The organism is Ensifer sp. 4252 (assembly GCF_050434565.1).
Classification (GTDB): domain Bacteria; phylum Pseudomonadota; class Alphaproteobacteria; order Rhizobiales; family Rhizobiaceae; genus Ensifer.
Genome location: NZ_JBNDIU010000028.1, coordinates 36,309 through 62,350, shown reverse-complemented (window position 1 = coordinate 62,350; position 26,042 = coordinate 36,309). Strand labels below are relative to the sequence as shown.

The window sequence follows — 26,042 nt, the reverse complement described above, 5'->3', positions numbered from 1 at the left end:
ACGAACGATAGGATTTCCCCGATGAATCAGATGTCCAAGATCAACGTCGCCGTTACCGCCAACCGGCGCAGCTATCCCTGGCCGAACGTCCCGGCCATCGCCATCTGCCTCGACGGCTGCGAGCCGGCCTATCTCGACGAGGCCATCAAGGCCGGGCTGATGCCGACGCTTGCCCGCATTCGCCAGACGGGCACGGAACGCACGGCGCTCAGCGTCATCCCGAGCTTCACCAACCCCAACAACCTGTCGATCGCGACCGGGCGTCCGCCGGCCATTCACGGCATCTGCGGCAACTATCTCTATGAGCCGCAGACCGGCAACGAAGTGATGATGAACGATCCGCGCTTCCTGCGCGCGCCGACCATCTTTAAGGCGTTCTACGATGCCGGAGCTAAGGTCGCGGTCGTTACCGCCAAGGACAAGCTGCGTGCGCTTCTCGGCGACGGCCTGAAGTTCGATGAGGGCAGGGCGATCTGCTTCTCGTCCGAAAAGGCCGACAAGTCGACCAGGGCGGAACACGGCATCGAGAATGCCTCGGCCTGGCTCGGCCGCCCAGTGCCGGAAGTCTACTCGGCGGAACTGTCGGAATTCGTCTTTGCCGCCGGCGTGAAGCTGCTGAAAGAGTTTTCTCCTGACGTGATGTACCTGACGACGACCGACTACGTGCAGCACAAGTATGCGCCGGGCGTTCCCCAGGCGAACGCCTTCTACGAGATGTTCGACAAGTACCTGACCGAACTAGACGCGCTAGGTGCTGCGATCATCGTCACGGCCGACCACGGCATGAAGCCGAAGCACAAGGCTGACGGTTCGCCCGATGTCATCTACGTGCAGGACGTGCTCGACGAATGGCTCGGCAAGGACGCGGCGCGCGTCATCCTGCCGATTACCGACCCTTACGTCGTCCATCACGGCGCGCTTGGTTCGTTCGCAACCGCTTACCTTCCCGAGCGTGCCGACAAGGAAGAAATCATCGAGCGGCTGGCGGCGATCGACGGCATCGACGTCGTTCTTTTGCGACCCGAGGCCTGCATCCGGTTCGAACTGCCGGATGATCGCATCGGCGATATCGTCATCATCTCCTCGGAGAACAAGACGCTCGGCACCAGCGAGCATCGCCACGATCTTGCTGCGCTGAACGAGCCGCTGCGCTCGCACGGCGGCCTTACCGAACAGCAGGTGCCTTTCATCTCTAACCGCAAGCTGCCCGAGCTGACTTCTGCTGCTTCCCTGCGCAATTTCGACGCCTTCTATTATGCGCTGGTCGCCGCGGCGCAGCCGGCAAATTGAGGAGCAGACGATGACCAAGGTGGAAACGACATTCGCTCTACGGCATGAGCCCATGCGCATTGCCGGCAAAAAGGTCGATGCCGAGGGGGTGATCGAGGTGCACTATCCCTGGAACGATGCCGTCATCGGCACCGTTCCGGCCGGCAACGCCGAGCATGCTCGCAAGGCCTTCGAAATTGCGGCGGCCTATCAGCCGAAGCTGACGCGCTACGAACGTCAGCGCATCCTCTTGAAGGCGGCCGAGATGCTGGTCGCCCGCAAGGAGGAGATCTCCGACATCATCACCCTGGAGCTCGGCATCTCGAAACAGGATTCGCTCTACGAGGTCGGTCGCGCCTTCGACGTGCTGACGCTATCGGGTCAGATGTGCATTCACGATGACGGCGAGATCTTCTCCTGCGATCTCACTCCGCACGGCAAGGCACGCAAGATCTTTACGATGCGCGAGCCGCTGACCGCCATCTCGGCGATCACGCCCTTCAACCACCCGCTCAACATGGTGGCACACAAGGTGGCGCCTGCGATCGCCACCAACAACTGCGTGGTGTTGAAGCCGACGGAGCTGACGCCGATGACGGCGCTCGTCTTCGCCGACATCCTCTATGAGGCCGGATTGCCGCCGGAAATGCTGTCGGTGGTGACCGGCTGGCCGGTCGACATCGGCATGGAAATGATGACCAACCCGAACTTCGACCTCATCACCTTCACCGGCAGCGTGCCGGTGGGCAAGCTGATCGCGGCGAACGCCCACTACAAGCGCCAGATCCTGGAGCTCGGCGGCAACGATCCGCTGATCATCCTCAACGACCTGTCGGACGATGACCTGGCAAGGGCCGCGGACCTTGCCGTCGCCGGCGCGACGAAGAACTCCGGCCAGCGCTGCACGGCCGTCAAGCGTATTCTGTGCCAGGAGAGCGTGGCCGACCGTTTCGTGCCGCTCGTACTGGAACGGGCCAAGAAGCTCCGCTTCGGCGACCCGATGGATCGGGCGACGGAACTGGGCACGGTGGTGCACGCCCGCGCCGCCGAAACCTTCGAGCGTCGGGTGCATAAGGCGGCCGAGCAGGGCGCGGACATCCTCTACGATCCGGGCCGCCGCGGCGCCCTGCTGCCGCCGATCGTGGTCGATCGCGTGCCGCATTCGAGCGAACTGGTGATGGAAGAAACCTTCGCACCGATCATCCCGATTGTCCGAGCGCCAGATGATGACGATGCGCTGATCGCGCTTTCCAACTCGACCGCCTTCGGCTTGTCGTCCGGGGTCTGCACCAACGACTTCCGCCGCATGCAGAAGTATATCGCCGGTCTCAGGGTCGGTACGGTCAACATCTGGGAAGTGCCGGGCTATCGCATCGAGATGTCCCCCTTCGGCGGCATCAAGGATTCCGGCAACGGTTACAAGGAAGGCGTAATCGAGGCCATGAAGAGCTTCACCAACGTCAAGACGTTTTCTCTTCCCTGGTGATATGGGCCTGGTGATCAGGCTCCGGTGATCCGGGTGTCCCCTGCCTGGCCACCTTTTTGGGGAGCTGCCGACCAGCGGCTCCCTTTTTCTTGGGCGTGTTGCGAGCAATTGCTGCGCGCCAATGCAGATACTGTTCGTTTCGTCAATCGTGCAGCAGATGCCTGATGAGACGGCAAAAGATCCATAGCTTTTACTTTGGCAACGATAAGAATAATAAATTTTACTAATTGAACGCGCCCACGCAGAATGCCTCCTGAAGCGTGCGAGACAAGGGCAGCGACAGACTGCCAGCCATGCTTCCCGGAATTTTTTCCAGGCCTCCAGAGGAGATTTTCAGCATGAACAGACACATGTTTTTTATGCTTGCCGGCGCCATGTCCGTGGCTCTTCCCGCCATTGCTTTAGCCCAGACCGAGCTCACCGTTTACACCGCCGTCGAAGCTGTCGACCTTGATCGCTACAAGGCAACCTTCGAAAAGGCGCATCCCGATATCACGATCAACTGGGTGCGGGATTCTACCGGCGTCATGACGGCCAAGCTGCTGGCCGAAAAGGACAACCCGCAGGCGGACGTCGTCTGGGGGCTTGCTGCCACATCCCTGCTTCTCCTGAAAACGGAGGGCATGCTGGAAGCGTACCAGCCAAAGGGCGTCGAGGCGCTCGACAAGAAATTCGTCGACGGTGACACGCCGCCAAGCTGGGTCGGCATGGACGCCTATGTCGCCGCACTCTGCTACAACACGGTCGAGGCCGCAAGGCTCGGGCTGACGGCGCCTGCGACCTGGGAAGACCTGACGAAGCCCGAGTACAAGGGCCACATCGTCATGCCGAATCCGAGTTCGTCGGGCACCGGCTTCCTCGACGTATCCGGCTGGATGCAGATGTGGGGCGAGGAGAAGGCCTGGTCCTTCATGGACAAGCTTCACGAGAACATTTCCGCCTACACTCATTCCGGCTCGAAGCCGTGCAAGATGGCCGGTGCCGGCGAGGCCGTGATCGGCGTTTCCTTCGAGTTCCCCGGCGCCAAGGCCAAGAGCGCCGGCGCGCCGATCGACATCATCTTCCCGAGCGAGGGATCGGGCTGGGAAGCAGAGGCGACGGCAATCATTGCCGGCACCGCGAACCTTGAGGCCGCCAAGACCCTGGTCGACTGGTCGGTCACCAAGGAAGCCAACGAAATGTACAATGCCGGCTATGCCGTGGTCGCCTATCCTGGTGTCGCCAAGCCGGTCGAGCATCTGCCTTCCGACATCGCGGCGAAGATGATCGACAACGACTTCGAATGGGCCGCGAACAACCGCGCGACCATCCTGAAGGAATGGCAGAAGCGCTACGACGCGAAGTCGGAACCGAAGAGCTGATCCTGATCGACCCCGGGCGGAGCGCGTCAGCGTTCCGCCCGTCGCATTCTCTCCTGCATGTTTCCTCAAATCCTATCCGATTTAAGGAAACATGCGGAAATTCAAAGTGCTACGGCGACCTTTGCGCGTCTGATAAGACGCGCGGCGCTGTAGGATCCCTGATAGCCAGCGGAGCTTGCAGATGAGACATGCCCTGTCGATCGAACCGACGCCCATGAGCATTCCCCGCGCCGCCGATCACGCGATCGTCCCGTCATCCCCTTATCTCGAGATCCGCGATCTCTGGAAGAGCTATGGCGATTTCACTGCATTGCGCGACATTTCTCTCGACATCGGCAAGGGTGAGTTCGTCTGTTTTCTCGGCCCTTCCGGCTGCGGCAAGACGACCCTCCTAAGGGCGATCGCCGGCCTCGATCTGCAGACCCAGGGTATCATTCGGCAGGATAGTCGCGACATTTCGGTTTTGCCCGCGTCGAAGCGCGACTACGGCATCGTCTTCCAGTCCTACGCGCTGTTTCCCAATCTCACCATCGAGCGGAACATCGCCTTTGGTCTCGAAAACACCGGGCGTTCGAAGGCGGAGGTCTCCGGGCGCGTCGCCGAACTGCTTGAGACGGTCGGGCTCTCCGCCCAGGCGAAAAAATATCCCGCCCAGCTTTCCGGCGGACAGCAGCAACGCATCGCGCTTGCGCGCGCCATCGCGATTTCCCCCGGCCTGCTTCTGCTGGACGAACCGCTGTCTGCCCTCGATGCCAAGGTGCGCGTGCATCTTCGCCATGAGATCAAATCACTGCAACGGAAGCTCGGCGTCACGACCATCATGGTGACGCACGATCAGGAAGAAGCGCTCGCCATGGCGGACCGGATTGTGGTGATGAACCACGGCGTCATCGAGCAGGTCGGATCACCGACGGAAATCTACCGCCACCCGAAGACCCTGTTCGTTGCCGACTTCATCGGCGAGACCAACCAGTTTCCGGCGAGGGTTCTGCCGGATGGTCAGGTCGAGATCGGCCATTCCGCCTTTAGTTGTCCAACCGATGGCCTTGCCGCCGGGGACGCGACCACGGCGGTGGTCCGGCCCGTCGATATCATTCCGCACGGTGCCGACGCGCATGCCGTCAATTCGCTCGATCGGCCGGCCACGCCACAGAACCTGATCGATGCCGAAGTGCACGAGATGGAGTTCCTCGGCATGTTCTGGCGGACGCGACTGACCGCGCCCCGGCTTGGTGACCGGACGCTCGTCGCCGACTTCTCGGTCAATGCGGTTCGCCGGCTGCGCATCGAAACGGGCGGCGTCATCCAGGTCGAGATACCGCGGGAACGCCTGTTGCTCTATCCGAGGGACGTATGACGATGAGCATCGCGATCGACTATGCCCCGCCGGGGAAAAAGCTGCGTCAGCAGGCCTCGCGCGACGACCTCGTCAAACTCGGCTTCATGGCCGTCATCGGCCTCTATCTGATTGTCGCATTGGGCGCGCCGCTTTTCGTCATGCTGTCGAAGTCGCTTTCGACCTACCGCTTCGATCTCGCCGCCTTCGAGTTTCAGGTAAGGCACGAGACCGGCGGGAACTGGGGAACGGTCGTCACCGCGGATGCGCTCAACAAAGAACTCGGCGTTGTCGCCGAGAAGGACCTTGCCACCAACTCGGATGGCCGCCTTGCCGTCACGAAGTTCTTCCCGCAGTTCAACTTCCGCAGCCCCGTTCACTATCGCATTCGCGGTGCGACGGATGATGCCGCGTTTCTGGTTGGCTCCACGCTGGAGAAAGGCACTGAGTGGCGCGAATACGATTCCGCTACATTCCGGCGGGTTGTGTTGCGCCCGGCGAGCAGCCGCGGCATCGAAAACTTCAAGACCTATTTTTCGACACCGGCGCTTGCCCGCTCGATCTATAATTCGGTGCTGATGGCGTCGATCAGCACGGTGGTGACGGTCTCGATCGCTTTTGCGCTCGCCTATGCGTTGACGCGCAGCTGCATGCCGCTCAAGGGGCTGTTCCGAGGCATCCTCACCATACCGATCCTCGTACCGTCGCTACTGCCGGGCATTGCGCTCGTCTATCTCTTCGGCAATCAGGGCGTCTTCAGGGATTGGCTGATGGGCTATTCCATATATGGTCCGATCGGGATCGTGATCGGCTCGGTGTTCTTCACGCTGCCGCATGCCTTCCTCATCATCCTGACCGCCCTGTCCGTCGCGGATGCGCGCCATTACGAGGCCGCGGCGTCGCTCAGGGCCAGCAAGTGGCGCACCTTCACCACCGTGACGGTGCCGGGCGCGCGCTACGGCCTGGTGTCAGCCGGCTTCGTCGTCTTCACATTGGTCATCACCGATTTCGGATTGCCCAAGGTGATCGGCGGCCAATACGGCATGCTGGCCGTCGATATCTACAAGCAGGTGATCGGCCAGCAGAATTTCGAGATGGGGGCGGTTGTCTCCGTCATTCTTCTGGTGCCGGCCGTGCTCGCCTTCGCCGTCGATCGGCGCATGCAGAAGCGCCAGGTGGCGCTGCTTTCGGCGCGGGCGGTGCCCTATGCGCCCAAGCCCAATGCGCGCATGGACGGCTTCTGCTTTGCCTTCGCATGCCTCGTCAGCCTGTTCATTCTCGGCATGATCGCCATGTGCCAGATCGCGGCGCTGGTTAAGTTCTGGCCCTACGACCTGACGCTGACGACGAAGAATTTCGCTTTCGATCTGATGGATGGCGGCGGGTGGGCGGCCTATGGCAACTCCATCAAGCTCGCATTGCTGACGGCATTCTTCGGCTCGGTGATCGTCTTTGCCGGCGCTTACATGGTCGAGAAGGCCGATGGGTTCCGCTTCGGCAGGGGCGTCTTTCATTTCCTGGCGATGATGCCGATGGCCGTGCCGGGCATGGTGCTGGGCTTGGCCTATATCTTCTTCTTCAACAATCCCGCCAATCCGCTCAACTCCATCTACGGCACGATGACGATCCTCGTCGTCTGCACGGTGACACACTTCTACACCGTGGCGCACCTGACGGCGCTGACGGCGCTGAAGCAGATGGATCCCGAATTCGAATCCGTTGGGGCGTCGCTCAAGCAGCCCTTCCATCGGCTGTTCTTCCGCGTCACGTTGCCGGTCTGCCTGCCGGCGATCCTCAACATCGGCATCTATCTCTTCGTCAACGCCATGACGACGGTCTCCGCCGTCGTCTTTCTCTATGCCACCGACACCAAGCTTGCCTCGGTTGCCGTGCTCAACATGGATGATGCGGGCGACATCGCACCGGCGGCTGCAATGGGCATGATGATCTTCTACACCAACGTCGTCGCCAAGCTCATCCACGCGGCGGTCGCCCGTGGATTGCTCGTGCGCACGCAGGCGTGGCGGTAGGCCTTTCGGCGTCGGTACAGGGTTGACTTGGTCGCCGGAAATCGGCGGGAAATGCCGTCCTTCGCGTCCGGACGTCTCGGGATCGAAGTTCGTCCGGGGCCTAGGCGACCCTCATGTCTGGCACACGCAATCAGATTCGATTGGGATCGATCGCGAAGGCTGGCGGTGCTCAAGGTCCGCCAGGCGGGTGCGCTGCGGCGTGTAGCCGTAGGTTTCCCGGTAGGTCCGGGAGAAGTGCGAAGCCGAGGAAAATCCGCATACCACGGCGATCTCGAAGACGGGAAGCGAGGAGTTGACGAGAAGCAGGTGCGCACGCTCCAGCCGCATCTGGAGATAGTAGCGCTTGGGGGAGCGGCCCATCTCGCGCCGAAACAGGCGCTCGATCTGACGGCGCGACAGCCCCGTCGCGGGAGTTATGTCGGCGAGTTTCAACGGTTCGGCGAGGTTCGCCTCCATCTGCTCGATGATCTCGATCAGCAATCGGTTGTCGATACCTACGCGGCTCTGAAGCGGCAGCCGCTGGCGTTCTCCGGCCTTGCGGACCCGGTCCGATAAAGCCACCTCGCAAACGCGATTTGCCAAGTCCCTGCCGAGCTCGTCTTCGACAATGCGCAGGAACATGTCGAACGGCGCATTGCCGCCGGCGCAGGTATAGAGTTCGCCGTCGATCTCGAAGGCAGTCTGGCGGGGTTTCGTCATGAAGAACCGTTCGGAGAAATCCGGAAAGTGTTCCCAATGTACGGCGCAGCGGCGCCCGTCGAGCACGCCGGCCCGCGCCAGGCTGTAGAGCCCGCCCGCGAGCGCGGCGACGGGGAGGCTGCCCCGCCGGGACAGTCGCAACCAGCCTTCGGCCTTTCCGTCGGCCGGAGGAATGGCGCGGCCGCCGCAGACCACGATCATGTCAGAACGCCCCGGTTGGTGCAGCCCGTCGTGCTCCGAGGTGAGCGCTGCGTCGGCCACCATACGTATTCCGCAGCTTGACAGCGTCGGCTGGCCGTCGCGTGTCAGGATACGCCAGCTATAATGCGACCTGCCCAGGACATCATTGGCGAGGCGAAGGGCTTCGAGCGCGGAGGTAAATGCGTGCTGCGTGAAGCCGTCGAGCAGGTAGAAGGTGAACCGGCGGCCTTGTGTGCATGCCTGCTGCACTGCCTGTCTCCCGTTGCGTCATTGAGTGCTTGAGAGCATGATGCAAAGAATAGTTACATTATGCAACATAAATAGACATTATCGCTACGTGATTATGCGCGAGGCGGCGGATTGATCCGCTTCAGGCTAGAAAATTGATGTCAAAATCGGATTGCGGTGACGCGTCTTGCGGCGCGTCTTGTCAAAATGCCAAAAATGATCGCAGATACCAGCATGTCAGATACTCAAAACGCTCGCGCCCTTGCGCCCCGCCGTCATGGCGAGATCCTCCGCCGCCTGGCCGCCGATGGCACCGTCAGTATCACCGAGCTTGCCGACCACTTCGATGTGTCGCGGCAGACGATCCGCCGCGACTTGAAGCATCTGGCCGAGCGTGGCCAGCTTGAGCTCGTGCACGGCGGCGCGACGCTGTTCGAACCGACCGAGGCCGCCTTCACGGAGAGGCGAGGGGAGAATGCGGCGGCGAAGGCGTCCATCGGCCGGGCTGCAGCCGGTCTCGTGCGCGACGGCATGGTGGTGTTTCTTGATTCCGGCACGACCACGCTTGCGGTGGCGCATGCCCTGGCGGAGCGGAAAAACCTAACGATTTGTACGACGGCCCTGTCTATCGCGCTGCAGATGTGCCGCCAGCCACTGGTGCGCGTGCATATGCTGGGTGGCGAGATCGACCCGGCGGAGGAGGCAGCCGTCGGTATCGATGCGCTCGAGGCGATCAGTCATTTCCGGGTGGATGTGGCCTTCCTCGGTGGTGGCGGATTGTCTCCTGACGGTGAGGTGACGGACTTTACCCGCAATGGTGCCGAGCAGCGCTCGCGCATGATCGCGATGGCGGCCAAGGCCTACTTCATTCTCGATAGCTCGAAGTTCGGTCGATTGACGCCGCTGCGCATTCCGCGTTTCGAAGCGGCAGCCGGGGTGATCGTCGATGCCAGACCGCCGAAGGCGATCTGCGAGGCGCTGGAGCGGCGGGGTCCTGGCCTGATTGTAGCGGCATGATGTAATATTTTGTAACTTTTTGTCTTGTTATTTGCCGTTCCCTCGTTATGGTGTGGTCTTCCATGGCTTCGGGAGGCTGTTTCATGGCTCAGAATTTTCCAACGCAGGCACAGGTCGTCATCATCGGCGGCGGCATTATCGGCTGTTCGGTCGCCTACCACCTCACCAAGCTCGGCTGGACCGACGTCGTGCTCCTGGAGCAGGGGCAATTGAGCGGCGGCACGACGTGGCACGCTGCGGGCCTTGTCGGCCAGTTGCGCAGCCACGCGAACATGACGAGCCTCATCAAATACTCGACGCAGCTCTACAGCGAACTGGAGGCTGAAACCGGGCTTGCCACGGGCTGGAAGAATTGCGGCTCCGTTTCCGTGGCAAGGTCGGCCGACCGAATGACGGTGCTGAAGCGCACTGCCGCGTCCGCCCGTGCACAGGGCGTTGCCATCGACGTGATCTCGCCGAAGGAAGCCCAGGATCTCTGGCCGGTAATGGCGATCGACGACCTGGTGGGCGCGGTCTGGCTGCCCGGTGACGGCAAGGCCAACCCAACCGATCTGACGCAATCGCTGGCAAAGGGTGCGCGAAACCGCGGTGCACGCATCATCGAGCGCGTGCGCGTCACGGGCATCAGCGTTGCCGATGGCGCGGTGACCGGCGTCGAGACGGACCAGGGAACGATCGCCGCCGAGATCGTCGTCAATTGCGCCGGCCAGTGGGCGCGCAAGGTCGGGCTGATGTGCGGTGTGTCGGTGCCGCTGCATTCGGCTGAACATATGTACATCGTGACCGGCAGGATCGATGGCGTGCATCCGGACCTGCCGGTCATGCGCGATCCCGATGGCTACATCTACTTCAAGGAAGAGGTCGGTGGCCTGGTCATGGGCGGTTTCGAACCGGAGGCGAAGCCGTGGGGCATGGCGGGCATCCCTGATGATTTTGAATTCGCCTTGCTGCCCGATGACTGGGACCAGTTCGAAATCCTGATGCAAAGCGCCCTGCAACGGGTGCCGCAACTGGCGACATCAGAGGTGAAGAAGTTTTACAACGGTCCAGAGAGCTTCACCCCCGACAACAACTTCATTCTCGGCGAGGCGCCGGAACTGAAGAATTTCTACGTCGGTGCCGGCTTCAACTCGATGGGCATCGCCAGTGCCGGTGGCGCCGGGCGGGCCCTGGCGGAATGGATCGTCAACGGTGCGCCGACGATGGACCTGTGGCCGGTCGATGTCCGCCGTTTCGCAAACTTCAACAACAATCCGCGCTGGCTGCATGACCGCGTCAAGGAGACGCTCGGGCTGCATTACGCCATGCCCTGGCCCAATCGCGAGCTGGATACGGCGCGGCCCTTCCGCCGCTCGCCGCTCTATGACCGGCTTGCGGCAAAGGGCGCCTGCTTCGGCTCGAAAATGGGCTGGGAGCGTGTCAATTGGTTTGCATCGGCGGGAGAAAAGCCGGTCACGGACTATGCCTTCGGCCGGCAGAACTGGCACGAGGCGGTCAAGCGCGAGATGAAGGCAACGCGCGAGGCAGCCGGCATCTTCGACCAGACCTCCTTTGCCAAGCTTCTGGTTCAGGGGCGCGATGCCGCTGCCGCGCTCAACCGCATCTGCGCCGCCGATATCGACGTTGCCATCGGTCGTTCCGTATACACCGGGCTGCTCAATGCGCGCGGCGGTTATGAAAGCGACCTGACCGTGCTGCGACTTGCTGCGGATCGCTTCCTTCTGATTACCGGTTCGGCGCAGCCGGTGCACGACGCCGACTGGATCCGCAAGAACCTGCCGGCGGAAGCCCATGTGACGCTTACGGACGTCACCTCCGCCTACGCGGTCCTCGCCCTCATGGGCCCAAGCGCGCGAGACATCCTGTCGCGGCTGACGTCGGCCGATCTCTCCAATGCCGCGTTTCCCTTCGCGACGATCCGGGAGATCGATATCGGCTATGCCACGGCCTATGCCAACCGCATGACCTATGTTGGCGAGCTCGGCTGGGAGTTGATCGTGCCGACGGAGTTCGCCGTCGGCGTCTACGAGGCGCTGCACGAGGCCGGGCGTGATTTCGGGCTGACCGATTGCGGCTACTATGCGCTCGAGGCACTCCGGCTGGAAAAGGGCTATCGCGCCTGGAGCCGCGAGCTGACACCGGACATCAACCCTTATGAGGCGGGCCTTGCCTTCGCGCTCTCCCTCGACAAGCCGGACGGTTTTATCGGCCGCGATGCATTGATCGCCGTAAAGGAGAAGGGCGCGCCCACGCGGCGCATCGTGCAGTTCACCGTGGATGATCCGTCGCCGATGTTATGGGGTGGGGAGCTGGTTCTTCGCGATGGCAAGCCCGTCGGCGAAGTCCGTTCGGCCGCCTACGGCCACACGTTCGGCCGCTCCGTCGCCCTTGGCCTCATCGAACATTCCTCCGGCGTGAACAAGGCGTTCCTGGAGGGCGGTCGCTTCGAAGTCGAGCTTGCTGGCGTTCGGGTTTCCGTCACCGCGCATCTTTCCCCGGCCTATGATCCGAAGGCTTTGCGCGTCAAGGCGTAGGGATATGGAGTTGGCGGGTGAGCGGCTCCCGATCATCCGCGAGCGATTTTGCGTGACAACCGTGCGCAGTGCTGCTGCGCACGGGAGCGCGTATCGACTTGAACGTTTAACGCACATAGCCGCGCCAGGCATCGCGCATAACCCCAACACCTCGGCGTCTGGATAACCCGCACGCCTCACCTGGCTGAGATCGTTGACCCGACACCCTACACGCCCCATTGCGTCGGCCGACCTTTAGACTGAGGAGGCGTGTCGCAACCAGACACCGTGCGGCCGCTCCTCTTGAAAGCCGGGCTGCGAAGTAATACCTTGAAGAAATCATTCCTTACAATGGTGTCGACGATGTCCACGACAGTTACAGCCAAGGGGCAGGTTACGATCCCGAAACCAGTGCGCGACCTCCTGGGTATCGTGCCTGGAAGCAAGGTTGATTTTCAGCGCGCCCCGGATGGAAGCATCGTGCTGGTGCATGCGGCTAAAAAGCAGCAACCCAGCCGCTTCTCGAAGCTGCGAGGACACGCCGGCAAGGGGCTGGATACCGACGCTATCATGGCCCTGACGCGTGGCGAACCGTGATACTGGTAGACACGAATGTTCTTCTCGATGTTGTCACCGATGATCCGACGTGGGCTGATTGGTCCATAACCCAGCTTGAAAACGCAAGTCTTCGTGGGAAACTCTGGATCAACGACATCGTCTATGCCGAACTGGCTGTTCGCTACGATCGGATCGAAGATGTCGAAGCGTTCATTGATCAGGCAGGATTGGAATTGACGTCAGTGCCTCGCGAGGCTCTCTTTCTGGCAAGCAAGGTCTTTACGCGATATCGCAAAGCAGGCGGCACAAGGACCGGCGTCCTCCCCGACTTCTTCATCGGTGCGCATGCGGCCGTCAGCGGATTGCCGTTGCTGACGCGGGATGTCGGCCGCTATCGGACCTATTTCCCCACTTTGACATTGATCGCCCCGCCTTCGCCGACCTAGAGGCGCGCCCCTGTTTCGATATGGATGGTGCCGGGCGACCCGTCTCGACAGCCTAGGCACACGCTCCTCCTTCGTCACGATTTCAGGAGCGACATCCCGCTTGTTTCATCGAACAGGTGCAAGCTGTCCTCGTCGACTAGGAACGAGACAGGGTCTCCTGGCTTTGGACACAAGCTGGCCTTGACCAGGGCGCCGATTTCCCGGCCGGCAAAGAGAAACGTCACCAGCGCATCGTTGCCATGAAATTCGACAAGGTCGGCGATGCCGGAGATGACGTTTGCAGGGGCTTCGTGCGATCTTGGCGTGTTGAGGTCAGCTGGACGGACGCCCAGTACGACCCTTTGCCCCGGGGTCAACGCGAACCGCTTTCCCGAGATGCGGAGGTCCGGGCCAGAGCCGCGAAGCAACCATCCGGCGTCCAGTTTTTCCACGGTCACGTCGATGAAATTCATATTCGGGGTGCCGATGAAGCCCGCGACGAACAGCGTCTTCGGCCGGCGTGCCAACCTGCTCGATCGCGCCGCCCTTCATCAGCACGATGCGGTCGGCAAGCGTCATCGCTTCGAGCTGATCGTGGGTGACGTAGATCGTCGTGGTCTTCAGCTTCTGGTGCAGACGCGCAATCTCGACCCGCATGTGGTTTCTAAGCTTCGCATCGAGGTTGGAAAGCGGTTCGTCGAAAAGGAAGACACGCGGCGTCTTGATCATCGCACGCGCGATCGCCACGCGTTGCTGCTGCCCGCCGGAAAGCTCCGTCGGCTTGCGCTCGAGGTAGGGGTACAGTCCGAGCGTAGCGGCCACGGCACGAATGCGTTGATCTATCTCTGGCTTTGGGACTTTCATCCGCTTCAATCCGAAGGCGATGTTGTCGTAGATCGTCATGTGCGGATAGAGCGCATAGTTCTGAAATACCATCGCCACACCACGATCGCGCGGTGGGAGATCATTGACCGTCTTGCCGTCGATCACCACCTTTCCGCCGGAGATGTCTTCCAGCCCGGCGATCATCCGAAGAAGGGTCGACTTGCCGCAACCTGACGGCCCGAGAAAGACGATGAACTCATGATCGGCGACGTCGAGGTTGAAGTCCTTGATGACGCTGACGGCGCCGTATTGCTTGTCAACATTTGAGCAGGCGATATTCGCCATGACCTATTCCTCCCCATTGCCGATGAAAATCTGAAGCTTGACATCCGACGGGCGCGCGGCGGCGGCCCGCTCGAAGGCGCTGATGCTGTCCTTGAAGCGGAATGTCTCGGTAATCAGCGGCTTTAGGTCCACTTTTCCCGACGCAATCAGTTGCAGTGCGCGATCGAAGATGTTCGCGTAGCGGAAGACGGTCTCGATCCTGACCTCCTTCGAGATCGCGCCCGGAACATCGAAGGTGACCGCCTCGACAGGCAAGCCGACGAGAACGAGGGCGCCGCCGGGCCGGACAAGGTCGAAGATACCCGCAAATGCCTTCGCACTGCCGCTTGCCTCGAAGACGACGTCCGCACCCCAGCCGCCGGTCTCTGTGGCGACGGTTTCGGCGAAGGGCCGCTCGGCGATATTGACGGGCGTGATGCCGGGATATTGCCCGGCAATAGCCAGTTTCTCCGCGCTGAAATCCGAGATGAAAACGCGACTGCATCCGCCTGCAAGGGCAGCAAGCGCGACCATGATGCCGATCGGCCCGCAGCCGATAACCGCAGCGATATCGCCCGGCGCGATACGTGCCCGCGCGGCCGCCTGCATGCCGATGGCGAAGGGTTCGACCATGGCACCTTCGGCAAATGAGACGGTGTCGGGCAATCTGTAGGTAAAGGCGGCCGGATGTACGACCTGTGGCGTCAGCACACCGTGGATCGGCGGCGTTGCCCAGAAGCGTACCTTCGGGTCGACATTGTAGAGGCCGAGTTTGGAGGCACGCGACGACAGATCCGGCACGCCCGGTTCCATGCAGACCCGGTCTCCGACCTTCAGATCGCCGACATTGCTGCCGATTTCGACGATGGTTCCCGCGGCCTCGTGGCCAAGCACCATCGGCTCATGCACGACATAGGGTCCGATCGCCCCATGGGTGTAGTAGTGCACGTCGCTGCCACAGACGCCGACGGTGTGAATGGCGATCTTGACGTCGTCGGGGCCGAGTTCGAGGGGGAGCTCGATCTCTCTCAATGACAGGACGCCCTTTTCTTCGAGGACCAACGCTTGCATGAATGCTTTCCTTGTTGTCACGATGTCTTGCGCTTGAAGGCGCTGTTGAGCATGCCGCTCAGCACTCCGATGAAGAGGAGCGGTGGTACGGAGAGAAGAACGACGGAGGCATTGAGAATGCCCCAGGGCACGTCGCGGCCGAGCTGGGTCAGTTCCGATGCTACGATCGGCAATGTCTTGGCATCCGACGTCGTCAGCATCAGCGCGATCAGGAACTCGTTCCAGACGAGCACGAAGGCAAAGGCAACGGCGCCGACCAGCGATCTGAGCGCGATCGGCAGGGCGATCAGGAAGAAGATCGCATAGGGTCCGTAACCATCGACCCGAGCCGCCTCCTCGACCTCTTTCGGCACTCTTGCAAAGGCCGGCACGCTGAGCCAGATGACGGTGGCGAGTGTGAGCAGGGTGTAGGTGACGATCATCGAGAGGCGGGTGTCATAGAGGCCGAAGTCGAGCCAGATCACCATCAGCGGGATAGCGATTGCCACCGGTGGCAGGAAGCGCAGCGAGAGCACGAAGAACTGGATGTCGCGCGACCAGCGGTTGGGGTAGCGCGCAATCGCATATGCAGCGGGAAGACCCAAAAGCGCGCCGATCAGTACGGATGCGCCCGCGATGATCAGCGAGTTTATCAATCCGGCAAAGACGCTCTCGCGGCCAAGCACATAGGCGAAGTTGTCGAGCGTCGGCGTGAAGATGAACAACGGTGTCGGAGTGACGATATCGACCCGGTTCTTGAAGGCGTTGAGCAATGTCCAGAATACGGGGAAGACGGCGGAGAACGCCGCCACCAGGAGAAGAATGCGGCCGAGCAGGCGGCTAAGCTTGTGCGCGCTCATCACTGAACCCTCTTCCAGATGAAGGTGAAGGCGATGGAGGTGGCAATCATCATCAGGACGGCTATGCTAGATGCGTAGGATATTCGCCCGGACTCGATGAAGCCTTGCGAGAAGGCGTACATGTCGAGCGTTTCCGTCGTGATGCCGGGTCCGCCGCGCGTCATGACGTAGATCAGGTCGAAGGCACGCAGCGACTCGATCATCTTGACGAAAGCCAGCGAAATCAGCGGCGCCTTCAGCATCGGGATGGCGATGTGGGTGTAGATTTCCCAGGTGCGGGCATGATCGAGGCGGGCCGCCTCGAAGGGTTGCGGCGGCAAAGTCTCCAAAAGCTTGAGCACGATGACCGAGAAGAACAGCCCCCATTGCCAGACGTCGACCAGAGCCACGGTCGCAAGCGCGGTTGCCGGATTGGACAACAGGTCGAGAGGCTGACCGGTGATGGCCTTGTAGGGATAGGTGGCGATGCCATAGAGCGGATGGAACGCAAACTTCCAGACGAAAGCTGCCGAGACACGCGGCAGGATCACCGGCATCAAAAAGAGCAGCGCCAGAATGTTGCGCATGCGCGGCGAGGCACATTCGAACATGAGTATGCCAAGGCCGACTGCAACGATCAAAGTCATGCCCACCGTCACCGCTTCCCACGTCAACGACACGCCGATCGCGTTGACGAAGCGACGGTCGGAGAAGAGGTCGATGTAGTTGGCAAGCCCGACGAAGTCGCCGACGGGGCGGCTCAGCTCCCGGTTCTGCAAGGAAATATAGATCGCGTAGACAGTCGGCACGAATGCGAGCACGGCCAGGATCATCATGGCCGGGGTCAGGAAGACCTTCGGCAAGCTGTTTTTCTGTTTCATGGGGTAGACATCCTACGGCAAGGAACGGGCGCGCTTCCGGCGGGCTGGAGCGTCTCCGGCAAGACGGATATCTTGCCGGAGTGGTCGGTCGCGGGAGACCCTATTGGCTGCGGGCCACGAGTTCCTTGGCGAACCCATCGAGTTCGTCGAGGCCATCCTTGATATCGGTGCGGGTGCCGGTGATCAGTTCTTCCAGGATGATGCCCCAGCGATCGCCAAGATCGGGCCATTGCGGGTTTTGCCAGAAGTTGACGGCCGTCACCTTGCCGGTATCGGCCAGCGCCTGACCGAGATCGGGACCATAGAGTTCCGCGAACTTCTTGCTGGTCATGATGCTGGTGCGGTTGAGTTCGCTGAACTGATTGGCTTCCAGCCGTCGGTTCTCGTTTTCCTTCGACGTGGCCCAGGCGATGAACAGGCCGGCGCAGGCCTTCGAGGCCTCGTCCTTGTTGGCCTTGGCGCCGATCGCCAGGCCATGTCCGTATCCGCCGCCCGTCAGCGGTGCCGGCGGCGGCAGATAGCCGACCTTGCCGGCGACCTTTGACGACTTGGGATCGATCGCCATGCCGACAAGCGGGGTGGATTCGATCAGCATTGCCACCTGCCCGGAGGTGAAGGCGCCGACCGCCTCATCCCACCCGCCGGTCTGGCTGCCGGGCGCGGAATATTTGAAGAGTTCGAGATAGGTTTCCGTGGCCTTCTCTGCCTGTTCGCTGTCGAAGACGGCCGTCTTGCCATCAAACCAGTTGCCCCCGAAACCTTTGAAGAAGGGCATCCAGCGCCACACGTTCGCGCCGGAGCCCCGCTGCCCGCGAAGAGCCGTGCCGTAGATGCCCTGGTCGGGCTGGTGAAGCTTCTTCACCGCGGCGATGTATTCATCAAGTGTCTTCGGCGGGGCGATGCCAGCCGCTTCAAGCAGGTCCTTGCGGTAGACCATGAGGTCGCCACCGCCGGTGATGGGAGCAAACCAGACCTTGCCATCATAGGTGGCGACTTTCTGACGGCCCGGATCGAAGTCGGCGTAGTCGTAATCTGTGGGATAGTAGTCCAAGAGCGGCGCGACCCACCCGGCCGAGGCGAACAGCGCGACGTTGGCTTCATCGATGTAATAGACGTTGTATTTGCCGATCGTCGAAGCGTCGGCCTTCGTCTTGGCGCGGCGATCGTTTTCGTTGAGATAGTCGATCTCGAACGAGGCGCCGCCGCTGAGCTTCTCGAATTCGGCCTTGTAGTCCTCGATCAGTGTGAGGCCGTCGCGCGGTTGGGCAAGCACCTTGATCGTGCTCGTGCATTCGGCGGCAAGTGCAACAGTCGATACCGTGCTGGAAAGAAGGCATGCGAAGGCGATGCTCGAAACGAGCGTTCTGGCTTTTCTCATGTGATGGACCTCCCCAAGGTCATGACAACACGCGCCGGAAACTCCTCAGATCAGGCCCGTGTTTCTTTGATAGCGAACCGTTTCGCTGGCCATCATCATAGGCGCAATCGGCAGGCGAACTAGCGCCCGCCATGCGTCAAATCTATACTTTAATGCAGAATTGAACCGAGAATGACGGCTAATATGATCGGCAGCGGCATCGATTCATTGTTTGCACGATTGTCGTGACAGGAAAAAATCAGCCGCGCGAGGTACGTCGCTGCCCGGTCAAGCGCCGGTAGGCCGAAGGCGTCATGCGGTGATGGCGCAGGAAGGTCCGGTTGAAATTGGAGATGTTGAGATAGCCGACTTCGAAGCAGATATCGGTAATCGGCATGTCGCTTTCGGCAAGCAGCTTGCAGGCCTGCCAGATCCGCAGCTTGTTGACGTGGTCGGTAAAGCTGTTGCCGGTGTTCTTCTTGAAGAACCGCGAGAAAGTCGTATCGCTCATGCCGGCCATGGATGCCACGTCGGTCAAGTGGATGTCGGTGGCAATGTTCTCGTAGATGTAAGCCAGTGATCGACGAAGCACGTCGAGCGATTCCGCGTCCAGTTTCGGCGCGAATTCGGGCGATGACAGCACCTCGCCCTCTTGCGTGTTGACGAGGAGATCCAGCAGTTGAACGAACAGGGAAAGCCGCGACAGGCCCTTTGCGCTGCCCATGCGTTCGATGAGGTCGCCGCCTATGGTGCGTGCATCGCCGTGAAAGACGAGACCTCGCTCTGCCCGCGAGAAGAAATCCTCGAGTTGCGCGAATTCGGGCAGGGCGTCGGTGATCTGCCGGATCCGGTCGGGATGGAACTGGATGACGATGTCACGGCCCTCGATGATCTCACCAGGCGCCGTTGCCGTCACCCAATCATGGGGCAGATTGCTGCCGATGACGGTCAGGTAGCCCGGCGAGAACTCGCCAATGTGGTCACCGACGAAGGCCATGCCGGTGGATTTCCGCAACAGATGGATCTCGATCTCAGGATGGAAATTCCAGACGTTACGCTCCCAGGGGTAATCGTCCAGGCGCCAGAGAAACGTCTCGTTGACGTCGGTAACGATATGCTCGAATGTCGGGGAATTGGCCGCCATGGATGCCGGCTTCGCGCCCAACGCGGCCTTTGGCAGAAGAGATTTCCGTTTTCTTGCGACGTTCATATCATCGCTCCGACCGGCTCACCGTGCATCAAGGGACCGTAGCTGTTCGTCCCATCGTCTTCCTCCGCAAAACCGATAGAAGATCTTCTCGCTGGTGTCGAGGCGGTACAATTTGCGCGAAACAGAGTCATGTCGGACCGGCCGCGGACGCTCCGGATGGTCTGCGTTGGCAGGGAACCTCCCGGACCTCCATATCGGCATGGCGATACCTTCGGGTTAAAGTGCCGCCAAAGTGTTGCGGCCTAAGCGACGTGGAACGTCAAGCATAGGCATAGGTCGGGACAAAACATTCGCATATACATTTATAATAATATACCCTTACGTTGTGCGGCACGAGCGCAAACACGCCGCGAGCATAGCGGCGGTGTTGGCTTGTGCACCCTCCTTAGGACTCTTGGGGGGAGGAAAAATGGATTTTGGCATTGAAGGCGGCTCGGGGGTGGCGTACTCGGCAACGCTGACCGACGCTGAAATAGAAACACAGCTTACCTGTATCCAATCAAGCCCCGAATTCGATGTCCCGGACCGGGTGTGGAGACGCTCAATTTATGTCGTTGAGGAACCCGACGCCGGCAGGGACGAGCGCAGCAAGTCGTATTCGGTCGCCACGAAGGTTTTTGGGCAGGACGCGCCCCTTTGACGTGCAAACCGGTCTCGGCATGTGCGCCTATCAAACCGGGTAACAACATGTTTCCGACAAGACAATAAATCGAAGGGTGGAGAAAACGACGCCTAGCACGTGGAGGGCAAGGAAATGGACGACATGACCGACAGGCCCGTTGAGGCACAGAATGAAGAAACGAAGAAAGAGGCGCGCCGTTACGAGAAGCGACTCGCGAAGTTGCAGGTCGAGTTGGCGTATCTGCAGTCCTGGGTGCAAAAGTCAGGTGCGCGTATTGTCATCGTCTTCGAGGGACGCGATGCGGCCGGCAAGGGGGGCGTCATCAAGCGCATAACTCAGTGGGTGAGCCCACGGGTCTTCCGTGTGGTCGCCCTGCCCGCACCAACTGACCGGGAGAAGTCCCAGATGTATATGCAGCGCTATCTCGCTCACATGCCTGCCGCCGGCGAGGTCGTGATCTTCGATCGCAGCTGGTACAACAGGCCGGGCGTCGAGCGCGTCATGGGGTTCTGCACGGAAAAGCAGGCGCGACGCTTTCTGGAGTTGGCGCCACGGTTTGAAGCGGCGATCGTGGAAAGTGGCGTCACTTTGCTGAAATATTTCCTGACGGTGAGCGAGGACGAGCAGGAGCGCCGCTTCCGCCGCCGCATCGACGATCCGTTGCGGCAATGGAAACTGAGCCCCATGGACCTGGAATCCTACCGGAAGTGGTGGGACTACACACGCGCCTATGACGAGATGATCAGGATGACCGATAGTCAGCACGCGCCGTGGTGGATTGTTCCCTCTGACAGTAAGAAGCGCGCTCGCATCAACTGCATCTCGCATATCCTCAAATCGATACCCTACGAACGCGTGAAGTTTGAGGAGCCCGACCTCGGCAAGCGTCAGAAGCGGCCGTCCGGCTTTATTGAAGACACGACCGCGCGTAATGTGGTGCCGGATATCCAAGGATCCGCCGGTCACTAGGGCATTTCCAGGAAACTGCGAAGCGGTTTCCGTGAAATGCTTGGAAATAAAGAGATAGAGCGTTTCCGTGACTCCGTTCAAATCGGAAACGCTCTGGAAATGCAGGCGACGACGGGGCGATAGCGAGGGGACGCCTTCATCGCCCGTTCGATGCCTGAACCACCCGATGAGCGAACAATCTGTTGGAGATAAAGCGATGAGTGCGGAAAAAGACACAGGACAGCCCGCAGCAATTCCGACCGCAGCCGATCTGCGCAAAAACCTGCTCGAAAAGCAGCTCGCGGCGATGGAACGCGATGACAAGATCAGGGATCGGGAACGCGAGGAGCGGGCGAAGTTCGCCGATGAATTCTTCAAGGAGCACGTTGGTGAAGAGGAGCGGGCGATCATCCGCAAGGTGGTCATGAGGGCCGTTGCCGATGGAAAGATGGAGGCGCTCGTCTACACGTTTCCATCTGATTTCTGCACCGACAACGGCCGGGCGATAAACAACGCCGATCCGCAATGGCCTGAGACGCTGCAGGGCAAGGCCAAGGAGCTCTACGATCGATTTAAGGTCGCTGCGCAACCCCAGGGCTATAAACTGAAGGCAATGGTGGTTACGTTCCCTGGAGGGATACCAGGGGACATCGGCTTCTTCCTGAACTGGGAAGCGCCGATAGCTTAGCTCGAACTGGGGCAGGGCAGAATCTGGCTGCCTCGCCAAATGTTCGACTTTGGGGGCTGTCGTGGCTGACGATCGATTTGGTACAAGCAAAAGTTTAGTGCCTGCTCCGGAGGCGACGGCCTCAATCGAAACACGCATCACCGATCTCGTCCGGTTCGGTGTCGTTGGTCTATTTGCCTATTGGTCGCTGACGCTTGTCGCACCCTTTGCCATTATCGGCATATGGGCCGCTATCCTGGCGGTCGCGCAATATCCGCTTTATCGCAGACTTGAAAATATGCTTGGCGGTCGCGGAAAGCTCGCAGCCTTGCTCATTACGCTGGTGAACCTTTCCCTCATTATCGGCCCATTGTCGGCACTCATCTTCGGCTCGCTGGACGGTGCACAGGTGCTGTTCGATAAGCTCAAGGGTAGCGAGACACTGATGCCGGCGCCGCCAGAGTCCGTTCGGAATTGGCCCGTCATCGGAGAACGAATCTACAATGCCTGGAGCCTTGCTTCAAACAATCTGGACGCCGCACTCAACCGGTTCCAGCCAGCATTGCTGCAGGCCGGCAGCAAGGCCTTAAGCGTTCTTGCCAGCATCGGGCTGGGATTTGTCGGTTTCATAGCGTCGGTAATTGTTACCGGCTTTCTGTTTCGTCCTGGCTTGAAGATCGCCGAGTTCACCAATGTGTGCGCGCACAGGATCGCCGGAGAGCGAGGGCAAGGGTTCGTCCGGCTCGCGACCGCGACGATCCGAAACGTCGCAAGGGGCGTCATCGGCGTGGCGTTCATTCAGACGCTGTTGTGCGCATTGGTTCTGAAGCTCTTCGCGGTGCCCGCCGCCGGGCTGATCGCGTTTGTCGTGCTGATCCTGTGCATCGTGCAAATCGGGCCGGCTCCCGTTTTCCTACCGCTGATCCTGTGGGGATGGATGACGATGGAGTTCCAGGCAGCCTTGCTAATGACGCTTCTCCTCGTCCCCATCGGGTTGATCGACAACATCATGAAGCCCATTCTGGTCGCCCGTGGTCTTTCCACACCAATGCTCGTCATTCTGGTTGGGGTGCTCGGCGGCACGCTTGCCTACGGGCTGATCGGCCTGTTTCTGGGGCCGATCGTCCTCAGCGTCTTTTATGACCTGCTTGCTGTCTGGATTCGTTCAGACAGGGTGGCCGTGCCGGCAGAGCAGGGCCTGGCTCGGGAGGGGAGCGGCGTCGTTTCGCGCGCCGACAGCGGAATTCAGGGCTAGCCTAATGATGTCGTCGGCGCCGTCGCGTTCCAGATCTATCCCGATGTTTGCCCGGACGGCGGCCGAACCGGCTTGGTAGACGGGCAATGCCGACCTTTTGAGGTTTCCGTAGAGGCATTGAGCCGGCGCCGGCAATCGCGCGGGACGATGAGCGAAACGTCTGCGGTTCGATGACGCGCGAAGACGCACGAAGACATGCCGCGCTACTGCATGTTTCCTTAAATCCTATTCGATTTAAGGATAAAAACATGCAGCAATTCAAAGTGCTACAGCGACCTTTGCGCGTCTGATAAGACGCAAGGCGCTGTAGGAGGCGACGATCAAACTGACGGTTTCATGGCGGCGCGCAAGGTATCGTTGATACGATCCTGCCAGCCGGGTCCATCCGCCTGGAAATGTGCGAGCACATCGCTGTCGATCTTCAGCGAAACGAGTTCCTTGGTGTTTGGGATCGCAGGTCTTTCGACCGCAGGAGCTGCCACCTTCTTTGCCGGCTTGAACAGCGCCTCGGCGGCATCTTTTGGGTTGGATGGTCTTCGTGGTGTCGTCACCATGGTCGCTTCCTTTCGTGGCCGGGGGCCTGTCGTCTCGCTTGCGAAGATGTCGAACGATGCTAGCCTGACGCTCGTTCAATCACGCGATACAACGTCTTCGTAACAGGCGTCAGGCCGGCACGCCACTGAAACAGACCCCATGGGGGCGTGATCCGCCGTATTCGGCCCGTTTCCATGGCTTTGCTGCTGCGACGTGCCACGCGTTCGGAATTGCCGCGGCCAGCCAGCTTGTTCCCCACGAGGCGCTTCAATGCGACACATTCGGGCGATGGCACGGCAGTCAACCGGTTCAATACAACCGGTGCCGTTCACCACAATTGCGGCGACAGCAGTTGTTGATCGATGGGGGCAGCTTCCCTTGATGCAGGTGGTGGCAGGCTACGTGCTGCGATGCCGCGCCATGAGTTTTGCCTGCAGTATGACCACGACGAGCAGGAAGGCGCCGCGGATGACAGATTGCCAGTAAGCGGAGAGTGAGATCCAGCCGAGGCCGTTTTCGAAGTTGAGGATGTTGAACACCATGGCTAGCAGCAGCGCGCCGGCCAGCGTTGCGCCGACCGAGCCGGACCCGCCGGTGAGTAGCGTGCCGCCCACTACGACGGAGGCGATCGCGAACAGCTCCCAACCCACACCCTCCGTCGGTTGGCCAGCGCCAAATTGCGAGGCGAGGATGACGCCGGCAAGCCCGGCGAGTGTGCCCGAGGCGAGATAGACTGCGGCGAGCGTGCGCTCGACTTTCAGACCCATCAGCCCTGCCGTCGCCTCGCCGTCGCCGATCGCGAGAATGTGCCGGCCGACCGGGAGTTTCTCCAGCACGAGCCAGCCAAGGATATAGGCGGCAAGCGCGATCCAGGCGGGAATGGGGAAACCCAGGAAATCGTCCTGGCCGATCACGGTGAAACCCGTGTCGTAGGAGACCGAGACCGACTGGTTGTCGGCAAGCAGCAGGCCGGTGCCATAGGCCGCCAGCATGGTCGCAAGCGTGGCGATGAAGGGCTGGATCCGCATCCTCGTAATGACGAAGCCGTTCAGCGCGCCCACGGCCAGGCCTGCCGCCATGCCGCCGAGAAGGCCTGCCGCCCAATGATAGGGCGACAGCAGTGCCGCCAAGACGCTTGCCATCGCCGCCGTGCCGCCGACGGAAAGGTCGATGCCGCCGGTGATGATGACGAGGGCCATGCCGAGCGCAATCAGCGCGAACATCGAGTTATAGCGCAGGAAGCTCAGGATGTTGAAGGGCGACAGGAAGTTGTCGTAGCGAAGGGCACCGAAGAGGATGAGGCCGGCAAGCGCCAGGATCACGCCGAGGCGGGCGAGGTCGCCCGAGGATTTGATCGCAAAGGGGCGGAGGAGCGTGTTCATCGTATGGTTTTCCTCAACGCCTGTCGGCGCGTTGCTGGATGAAGACGGCAAGCACGATCAGCCCGGCCTTGACGATGAGGGCGGCCGCATCGGGCACGCCGTTGGCGAGCAGCGTGTAGCGCACCAGCTGGATGACGAAGGCGCCGAGCACCGTGCCGACGATATTGGCCCGCCCGCCGGTCAGAAGGGTGCCGCCGACCGCGACGGCGGCGATGGCATCAAGTTCCATGCCAAGGCCGACAAGGTTCGCGTCGCTGGCGGAGTTTCGCGCCACCACGATCAGGCCGGCGATGCCGGCAAGCGCGCCGCTCGCCATGTAGACGAAGAGCTTGACCCGCTTCACCGGCACCCCGGTGAGCCTTGCCGCCTTCTCGTTGCCGCCGACGGCTATGATCTGGCGGCCAATGACGGTGTAGCGGATCATTGCCCAGGCGAGTGCGACGACGAGGATCATCAACACGACTTGCGCGGGAATGCCGGCGATGCGGCCAAGCGCGATGAACTGGAAGCCCTCGTTCTTGAACACCTGCAGATTGCCGTTGGTCATGACCTGCGCGATGCCGCGACCGGCGATGAACAGGACCAGCGTCGCGATGATCGGCTGGATCGAAAAGCGTGTGACCAGCATGCCGTTGAACAGGCCGAAGAGGCCGGCGACGACGACGGGCACGATGAAGGCGAGCGCCACCGCAAGCCCCATGTTTTCCACCGGCCAGAACTGGCCCATGAAGATCATTGGTGCGAGCGCGCCGGCAATTGCCATGAGTGAGCCGACGGAAAGATCGATGCCGCCGGTGGCGATGACGAGCGTCATGCCGGTGGCGACGATGACGATGGTCGCCACCTGCGTGAGGTTCACGTTCAGCGTCTGCAAGGACAGGAAGTTCGGCGTGACGGCGATATTGAAGAGGATAAGCGCCAGAAAGGCGACGAAGGTGCCATAGCGGCTCGCCCAGGTGAAAAGCCGGCTTCCCGACGAAAGTGCGCCGGATTGTTGCGGGGCAGGGGTCTCGATCGTGGTCATG

General features: G+C 60.9%; 22 protein-coding genes and 1 pseudogene. 13 read left to right on the top strand and 10 right to left on the bottom strand.

Going from position 1 to position 26,042, the window contains the following annotated elements; all coding sequences use genetic code 11:
- Positions 1-21 precede the first annotated feature (21 nt).
- The 5 genes from phnA to ABIE33_RS31510 all read left to right on the top strand — a co-directional run bounded on the left by phnA (position 22) and on the right by ABIE33_RS31510 (position 7,482).
- Positions 22-1,290, top strand: a complete 1,269-nt coding sequence (gene phnA / locus ABIE33_RS31530; protein WP_429132390.1) for a phosphonoacetate hydrolase — start codon at positions 22-24, stop codon at positions 1,288-1,290.
- Between the two features lie 10 nt (positions 1,291-1,300).
- Positions 1,301-2,755 (top strand): phosphonoacetaldehyde dehydrogenase, encoded by a 1,455-nt coding sequence (gene phnY, locus ABIE33_RS31525; RefSeq protein WP_429132388.1) that lies wholly within the window; start codon positions 1,301-1,303, stop codon positions 2,753-2,755.
- A gap of 338 nt (positions 2,756-3,093) precedes the next feature.
- On the top strand, positions 3,094-4,116 hold the full coding sequence (locus ABIE33_RS31520) for a putative 2-aminoethylphosphonate ABC transporter substrate-binding protein (RefSeq protein ID WP_429132386.1): 1,023 nt from the start codon (positions 3,094-3,096) through the stop codon (positions 4,114-4,116).
- A gap of 181 nt (positions 4,117-4,297) precedes the next feature.
- Positions 4,298-5,473: a putative 2-aminoethylphosphonate ABC transporter ATP-binding protein gene (locus tag ABIE33_RS31515; RefSeq protein WP_429132384.1), complete on the top strand. Its 1,176-nt coding sequence runs from the start codon at positions 4,298-4,300 to the stop codon at positions 5,471-5,473.
- Between the two features lie 2 nt (positions 5,474-5,475).
- Positions 5,476-7,482 carry a putative 2-aminoethylphosphonate ABC transporter permease subunit gene (locus ABIE33_RS31510; protein WP_429132406.1) on the top strand — a complete coding sequence of 669 codons (2,007 nt, stop codon included), beginning with the start codon at positions 5,476-5,478 and terminating at the stop codon, positions 7,480-7,482.
- 111 nt (positions 7,483-7,593) lie between these two features.
- On the opposite strand, the gene ABIE33_RS31505 is transcribed toward ABIE33_RS31510, so the two are convergent.
- Positions 7,594-8,631, bottom strand: a complete 1,038-nt coding sequence (locus ABIE33_RS31505) for a GlxA family transcriptional regulator (RefSeq protein WP_429132382.1) — start codon at positions 8,629-8,631, stop codon at positions 7,594-7,596.
- Between the two features lie 213 nt (positions 8,632-8,844).
- Here ABIE33_RS31505 and ABIE33_RS31500 point away from each other — a divergent pair, with 213 nt between their 5' ends.
- From ABIE33_RS31500 to ABIE33_RS31485, 4 genes are all read left to right on the top strand, one after another.
- Entirely contained in the window at positions 8,845-9,627 is a 783-nt protein-coding gene (locus ABIE33_RS31500) for a DeoR/GlpR family DNA-binding transcription regulator (RefSeq protein ID WP_429132379.1), read from the top strand.
- An 83-nt stretch (positions 9,628-9,710) separates the two neighbouring features.
- Positions 9,711-12,161, top strand: a complete 2,451-nt coding sequence (locus ABIE33_RS31495; RefSeq protein WP_429132377.1) for a GcvT family protein — start codon at positions 9,711-9,713, stop codon at positions 12,159-12,161.
- 342 nt (positions 12,162-12,503) lie between these two features.
- A complete protein-coding gene (locus ABIE33_RS31490; protein WP_429132404.1) occupies positions 12,504-12,737 on the top strand; it encodes an AbrB/MazE/SpoVT family DNA-binding domain-containing protein in 234 nt (77 codons plus the stop codon).
- Positions 12,734-13,144 (top strand): type II toxin-antitoxin system VapC family toxin, encoded by a 411-nt coding sequence (locus tag ABIE33_RS31485; RefSeq protein ID WP_429132375.1) that lies wholly within the window; start codon positions 12,734-12,736, stop codon positions 13,142-13,144. The genes ABIE33_RS31490 and ABIE33_RS31485 overlap by 4 nt, the downstream gene beginning before the upstream one ends.
- Before the next feature lie 74 nt (positions 13,145-13,218).
- Here the strand turns inward: ABIE33_RS31485 and ABIE33_RS31480 are convergent.
- The 6 genes and pseudogenes from ABIE33_RS31480 to ABIE33_RS31455 form a co-directional block, all read right to left on the bottom strand.
- Positions 13,219-14,293, bottom strand: a pseudogene (locus tag ABIE33_RS31480) (ABC transporter ATP-binding protein).
- A 3-nt stretch (positions 14,294-14,296) separates the two neighbouring features.
- The gene (locus ABIE33_RS31475; RefSeq protein WP_429132373.1) at positions 14,297-15,343 is read right to left on the bottom strand and encodes an NAD(P)-dependent alcohol dehydrogenase; all 1,047 of its coding nucleotides are present in this window, start codon (positions 15,341-15,343) and stop codon (positions 14,297-14,299) included.
- A gap of 17 nt (positions 15,344-15,360) precedes the next feature.
- A complete protein-coding gene (locus ABIE33_RS31470) occupies positions 15,361-16,182 on the bottom strand; it encodes a carbohydrate ABC transporter permease (RefSeq protein ID WP_429132372.1) in 822 nt (273 codons plus the stop codon).
- Positions 16,182-17,042, bottom strand: a complete 861-nt coding sequence (locus tag ABIE33_RS31465; RefSeq protein ID WP_429132370.1) for a carbohydrate ABC transporter permease — start codon at positions 17,040-17,042, stop codon at positions 16,182-16,184. Before ABIE33_RS31465 ends, ABIE33_RS31470 begins: the two co-directional genes overlap by 1 nt.
- Before the next feature lie 100 nt (positions 17,043-17,142).
- Positions 17,143-18,420 (bottom strand): ABC transporter substrate-binding protein, encoded by a 1,278-nt coding sequence (locus ABIE33_RS31460; protein WP_429132368.1) that lies wholly within the window; start codon positions 18,418-18,420, stop codon positions 17,143-17,145.
- A 238-nt stretch (positions 18,421-18,658) separates the two neighbouring features.
- Positions 18,659-19,543, bottom strand: coding sequence for a helix-turn-helix domain-containing protein (locus ABIE33_RS31455; protein ID WP_429132366.1), 885 nt, complete (start codon positions 19,541-19,543; stop codon positions 18,659-18,661).
- A gap of 475 nt (positions 19,544-20,018) precedes the next feature.
- On the opposite strand from ABIE33_RS31455, the gene ABIE33_RS31450 reads away from it, so the two are divergent.
- The 4 genes from ABIE33_RS31450 (at position 20,019) to ABIE33_RS31435 (ending at position 23,101) form a co-directional block, all read left to right on the top strand.
- Positions 20,019-20,249 carry a hypothetical protein gene (locus ABIE33_RS31450; protein WP_429132364.1) on the top strand — a complete coding sequence of 77 codons (231 nt, stop codon included), beginning with the start codon at positions 20,019-20,021 and terminating at the stop codon, positions 20,247-20,249.
- A gap of 123 nt (positions 20,250-20,372) precedes the next feature.
- Entirely contained in the window at positions 20,373-21,200 is an 828-nt protein-coding gene (gene ppk2 / locus ABIE33_RS31445; protein ID WP_429132402.1) for a polyphosphate kinase 2, read from the top strand.
- Between the two features lie 166 nt (positions 21,201-21,366).
- Positions 21,367-21,867: a hypothetical protein gene (locus ABIE33_RS31440; protein WP_429132362.1), complete on the top strand. Its 501-nt coding sequence runs from the start codon at positions 21,367-21,369 to the stop codon at positions 21,865-21,867.
- Positions 21,868-21,964: 97 nt separating this feature from the next.
- The gene (locus ABIE33_RS31435; RefSeq protein WP_429132360.1) at positions 21,965-23,101 is read left to right on the top strand and encodes an AI-2E family transporter; all 1,137 of its coding nucleotides are present in this window, start codon (positions 21,965-21,967) and stop codon (positions 23,099-23,101) included.
- A gap of 320 nt (positions 23,102-23,421) precedes the next feature.
- Here ABIE33_RS31435 and ABIE33_RS31430 read toward each other — a convergent pair whose 3' ends face one another.
- From ABIE33_RS31430 to ABIE33_RS31420, 3 genes are all read right to left on the bottom strand, one after another.
- Complete coding sequence (locus ABIE33_RS31430) at positions 23,422-23,655, bottom strand: BrnA antitoxin family protein (protein ID WP_429132358.1); 234 nt, start codon at positions 23,653-23,655, stop codon at positions 23,422-23,424.
- Between the two features lie 378 nt (positions 23,656-24,033).
- Positions 24,034-25,017, bottom strand: a complete 984-nt coding sequence (locus tag ABIE33_RS31425; RefSeq protein WP_429132356.1) for an ABC transporter permease — start codon at positions 25,015-25,017, stop codon at positions 24,034-24,036.
- 13 nt (positions 25,018-25,030) lie between these two features.
- On the bottom strand, positions 25,031-26,041 hold the full coding sequence (locus ABIE33_RS31420; protein WP_429132354.1) for an ABC transporter permease: 1,011 nt from the start codon (positions 26,039-26,041) through the stop codon (positions 25,031-25,033).
- Position 26,042: the final 1 nt, after the last annotated feature.

Bases quoted from the DNA above. Each gene is read 5' to 3' on its own strand.
- phnA (WP_429132390.1), top strand. From the start codon at position 22: ATGAATCAGATGTCCAAGATCAACGTCGCCGTTACCGCCAACCGGCGC.
- phnY (WP_429132388.1), top strand. From the start codon at position 1,301: ATGACCAAGGTGGAAACGACATTCGCTCTACGGCATGAGCCCATGCGC.
- ABIE33_RS31520 (WP_429132386.1), top strand. From the start codon at position 3,094: ATGAACAGACACATGTTTTTTATGCTTGCCGGCGCCATGTCCGTGGCT.
- ABIE33_RS31515 (WP_429132384.1), top strand. From the start codon at position 4,298: ATGAGACATGCCCTGTCGATCGAACCGACGCCCATGAGCATTCCCCGC.
- ABIE33_RS31510 (WP_429132406.1), top strand. From the start codon at position 5,476: ATGAGCATCGCGATCGACTATGCCCCGCCGGGGAAAAAGCTGCGTCAG.
- ABIE33_RS31500 (WP_429132379.1), top strand. From the start codon at position 8,845: ATGTCAGATACTCAAAACGCTCGCGCCCTTGCGCCCCGCCGTCATGGC.
- ABIE33_RS31495 (WP_429132377.1), top strand. From the start codon at position 9,711: ATGGCTCAGAATTTTCCAACGCAGGCACAGGTCGTCATCATCGGCGGC.
- ABIE33_RS31490 (WP_429132404.1), top strand. From the start codon at position 12,504: ATGTCCACGACAGTTACAGCCAAGGGGCAGGTTACGATCCCGAAACCA.
- ABIE33_RS31475 (WP_429132373.1), bottom strand. From the start codon at position 15,343: ATGCAAGCGTTGGTCCTCGAAGAAAAGGGCGTCCTGTCATTGAGAGAG.
- ABIE33_RS31470 (WP_429132372.1), bottom strand. From the start codon at position 16,182: ATGAGCGCGCACAAGCTTAGCCGCCTGCTCGGCCGCATTCTTCTCCTG.
- ABIE33_RS31465 (WP_429132370.1), bottom strand. From the start codon at position 17,042: ATGAAACAGAAAAACAGCTTGCCGAAGGTCTTCCTGACCCCGGCCATG.
- ABIE33_RS31460 (WP_429132368.1), bottom strand. From the start codon at position 18,420: ATGAGAAAAGCCAGAACGCTCGTTTCGAGCATCGCCTTCGCATGCCTT.
- ABIE33_RS31455 (WP_429132366.1), bottom strand. From the start codon at position 19,543: ATGGCGGCCAATTCCCCGACATTCGAGCATATCGTTACCGACGTCAAC.
- ABIE33_RS31450 (WP_429132364.1), top strand. From the start codon at position 20,019: ATGGATTTTGGCATTGAAGGCGGCTCGGGGGTGGCGTACTCGGCAACG.
- ppk2 (WP_429132402.1), top strand. From the start codon at position 20,373: ATGACCGACAGGCCCGTTGAGGCACAGAATGAAGAAACGAAGAAAGAG.
- ABIE33_RS31440 (WP_429132362.1), top strand. From the start codon at position 21,367: ATGAGCGAACAATCTGTTGGAGATAAAGCGATGAGTGCGGAAAAAGAC.
- ABIE33_RS31430 (WP_429132358.1), bottom strand. From the start codon at position 23,655: ATGGTGACGACACCACGAAGACCATCCAACCCAAAAGATGCCGCCGAG.
- ABIE33_RS31425 (WP_429132356.1), bottom strand. From the start codon at position 25,017: ATGAACACGCTCCTCCGCCCCTTTGCGATCAAATCCTCGGGCGACCTC.
- ABIE33_RS31420 (WP_429132354.1), bottom strand. From the start codon at position 26,041: ATGACCACGATCGAGACCCCTGCCCCGCAACAATCCGGCGCACTTTCG.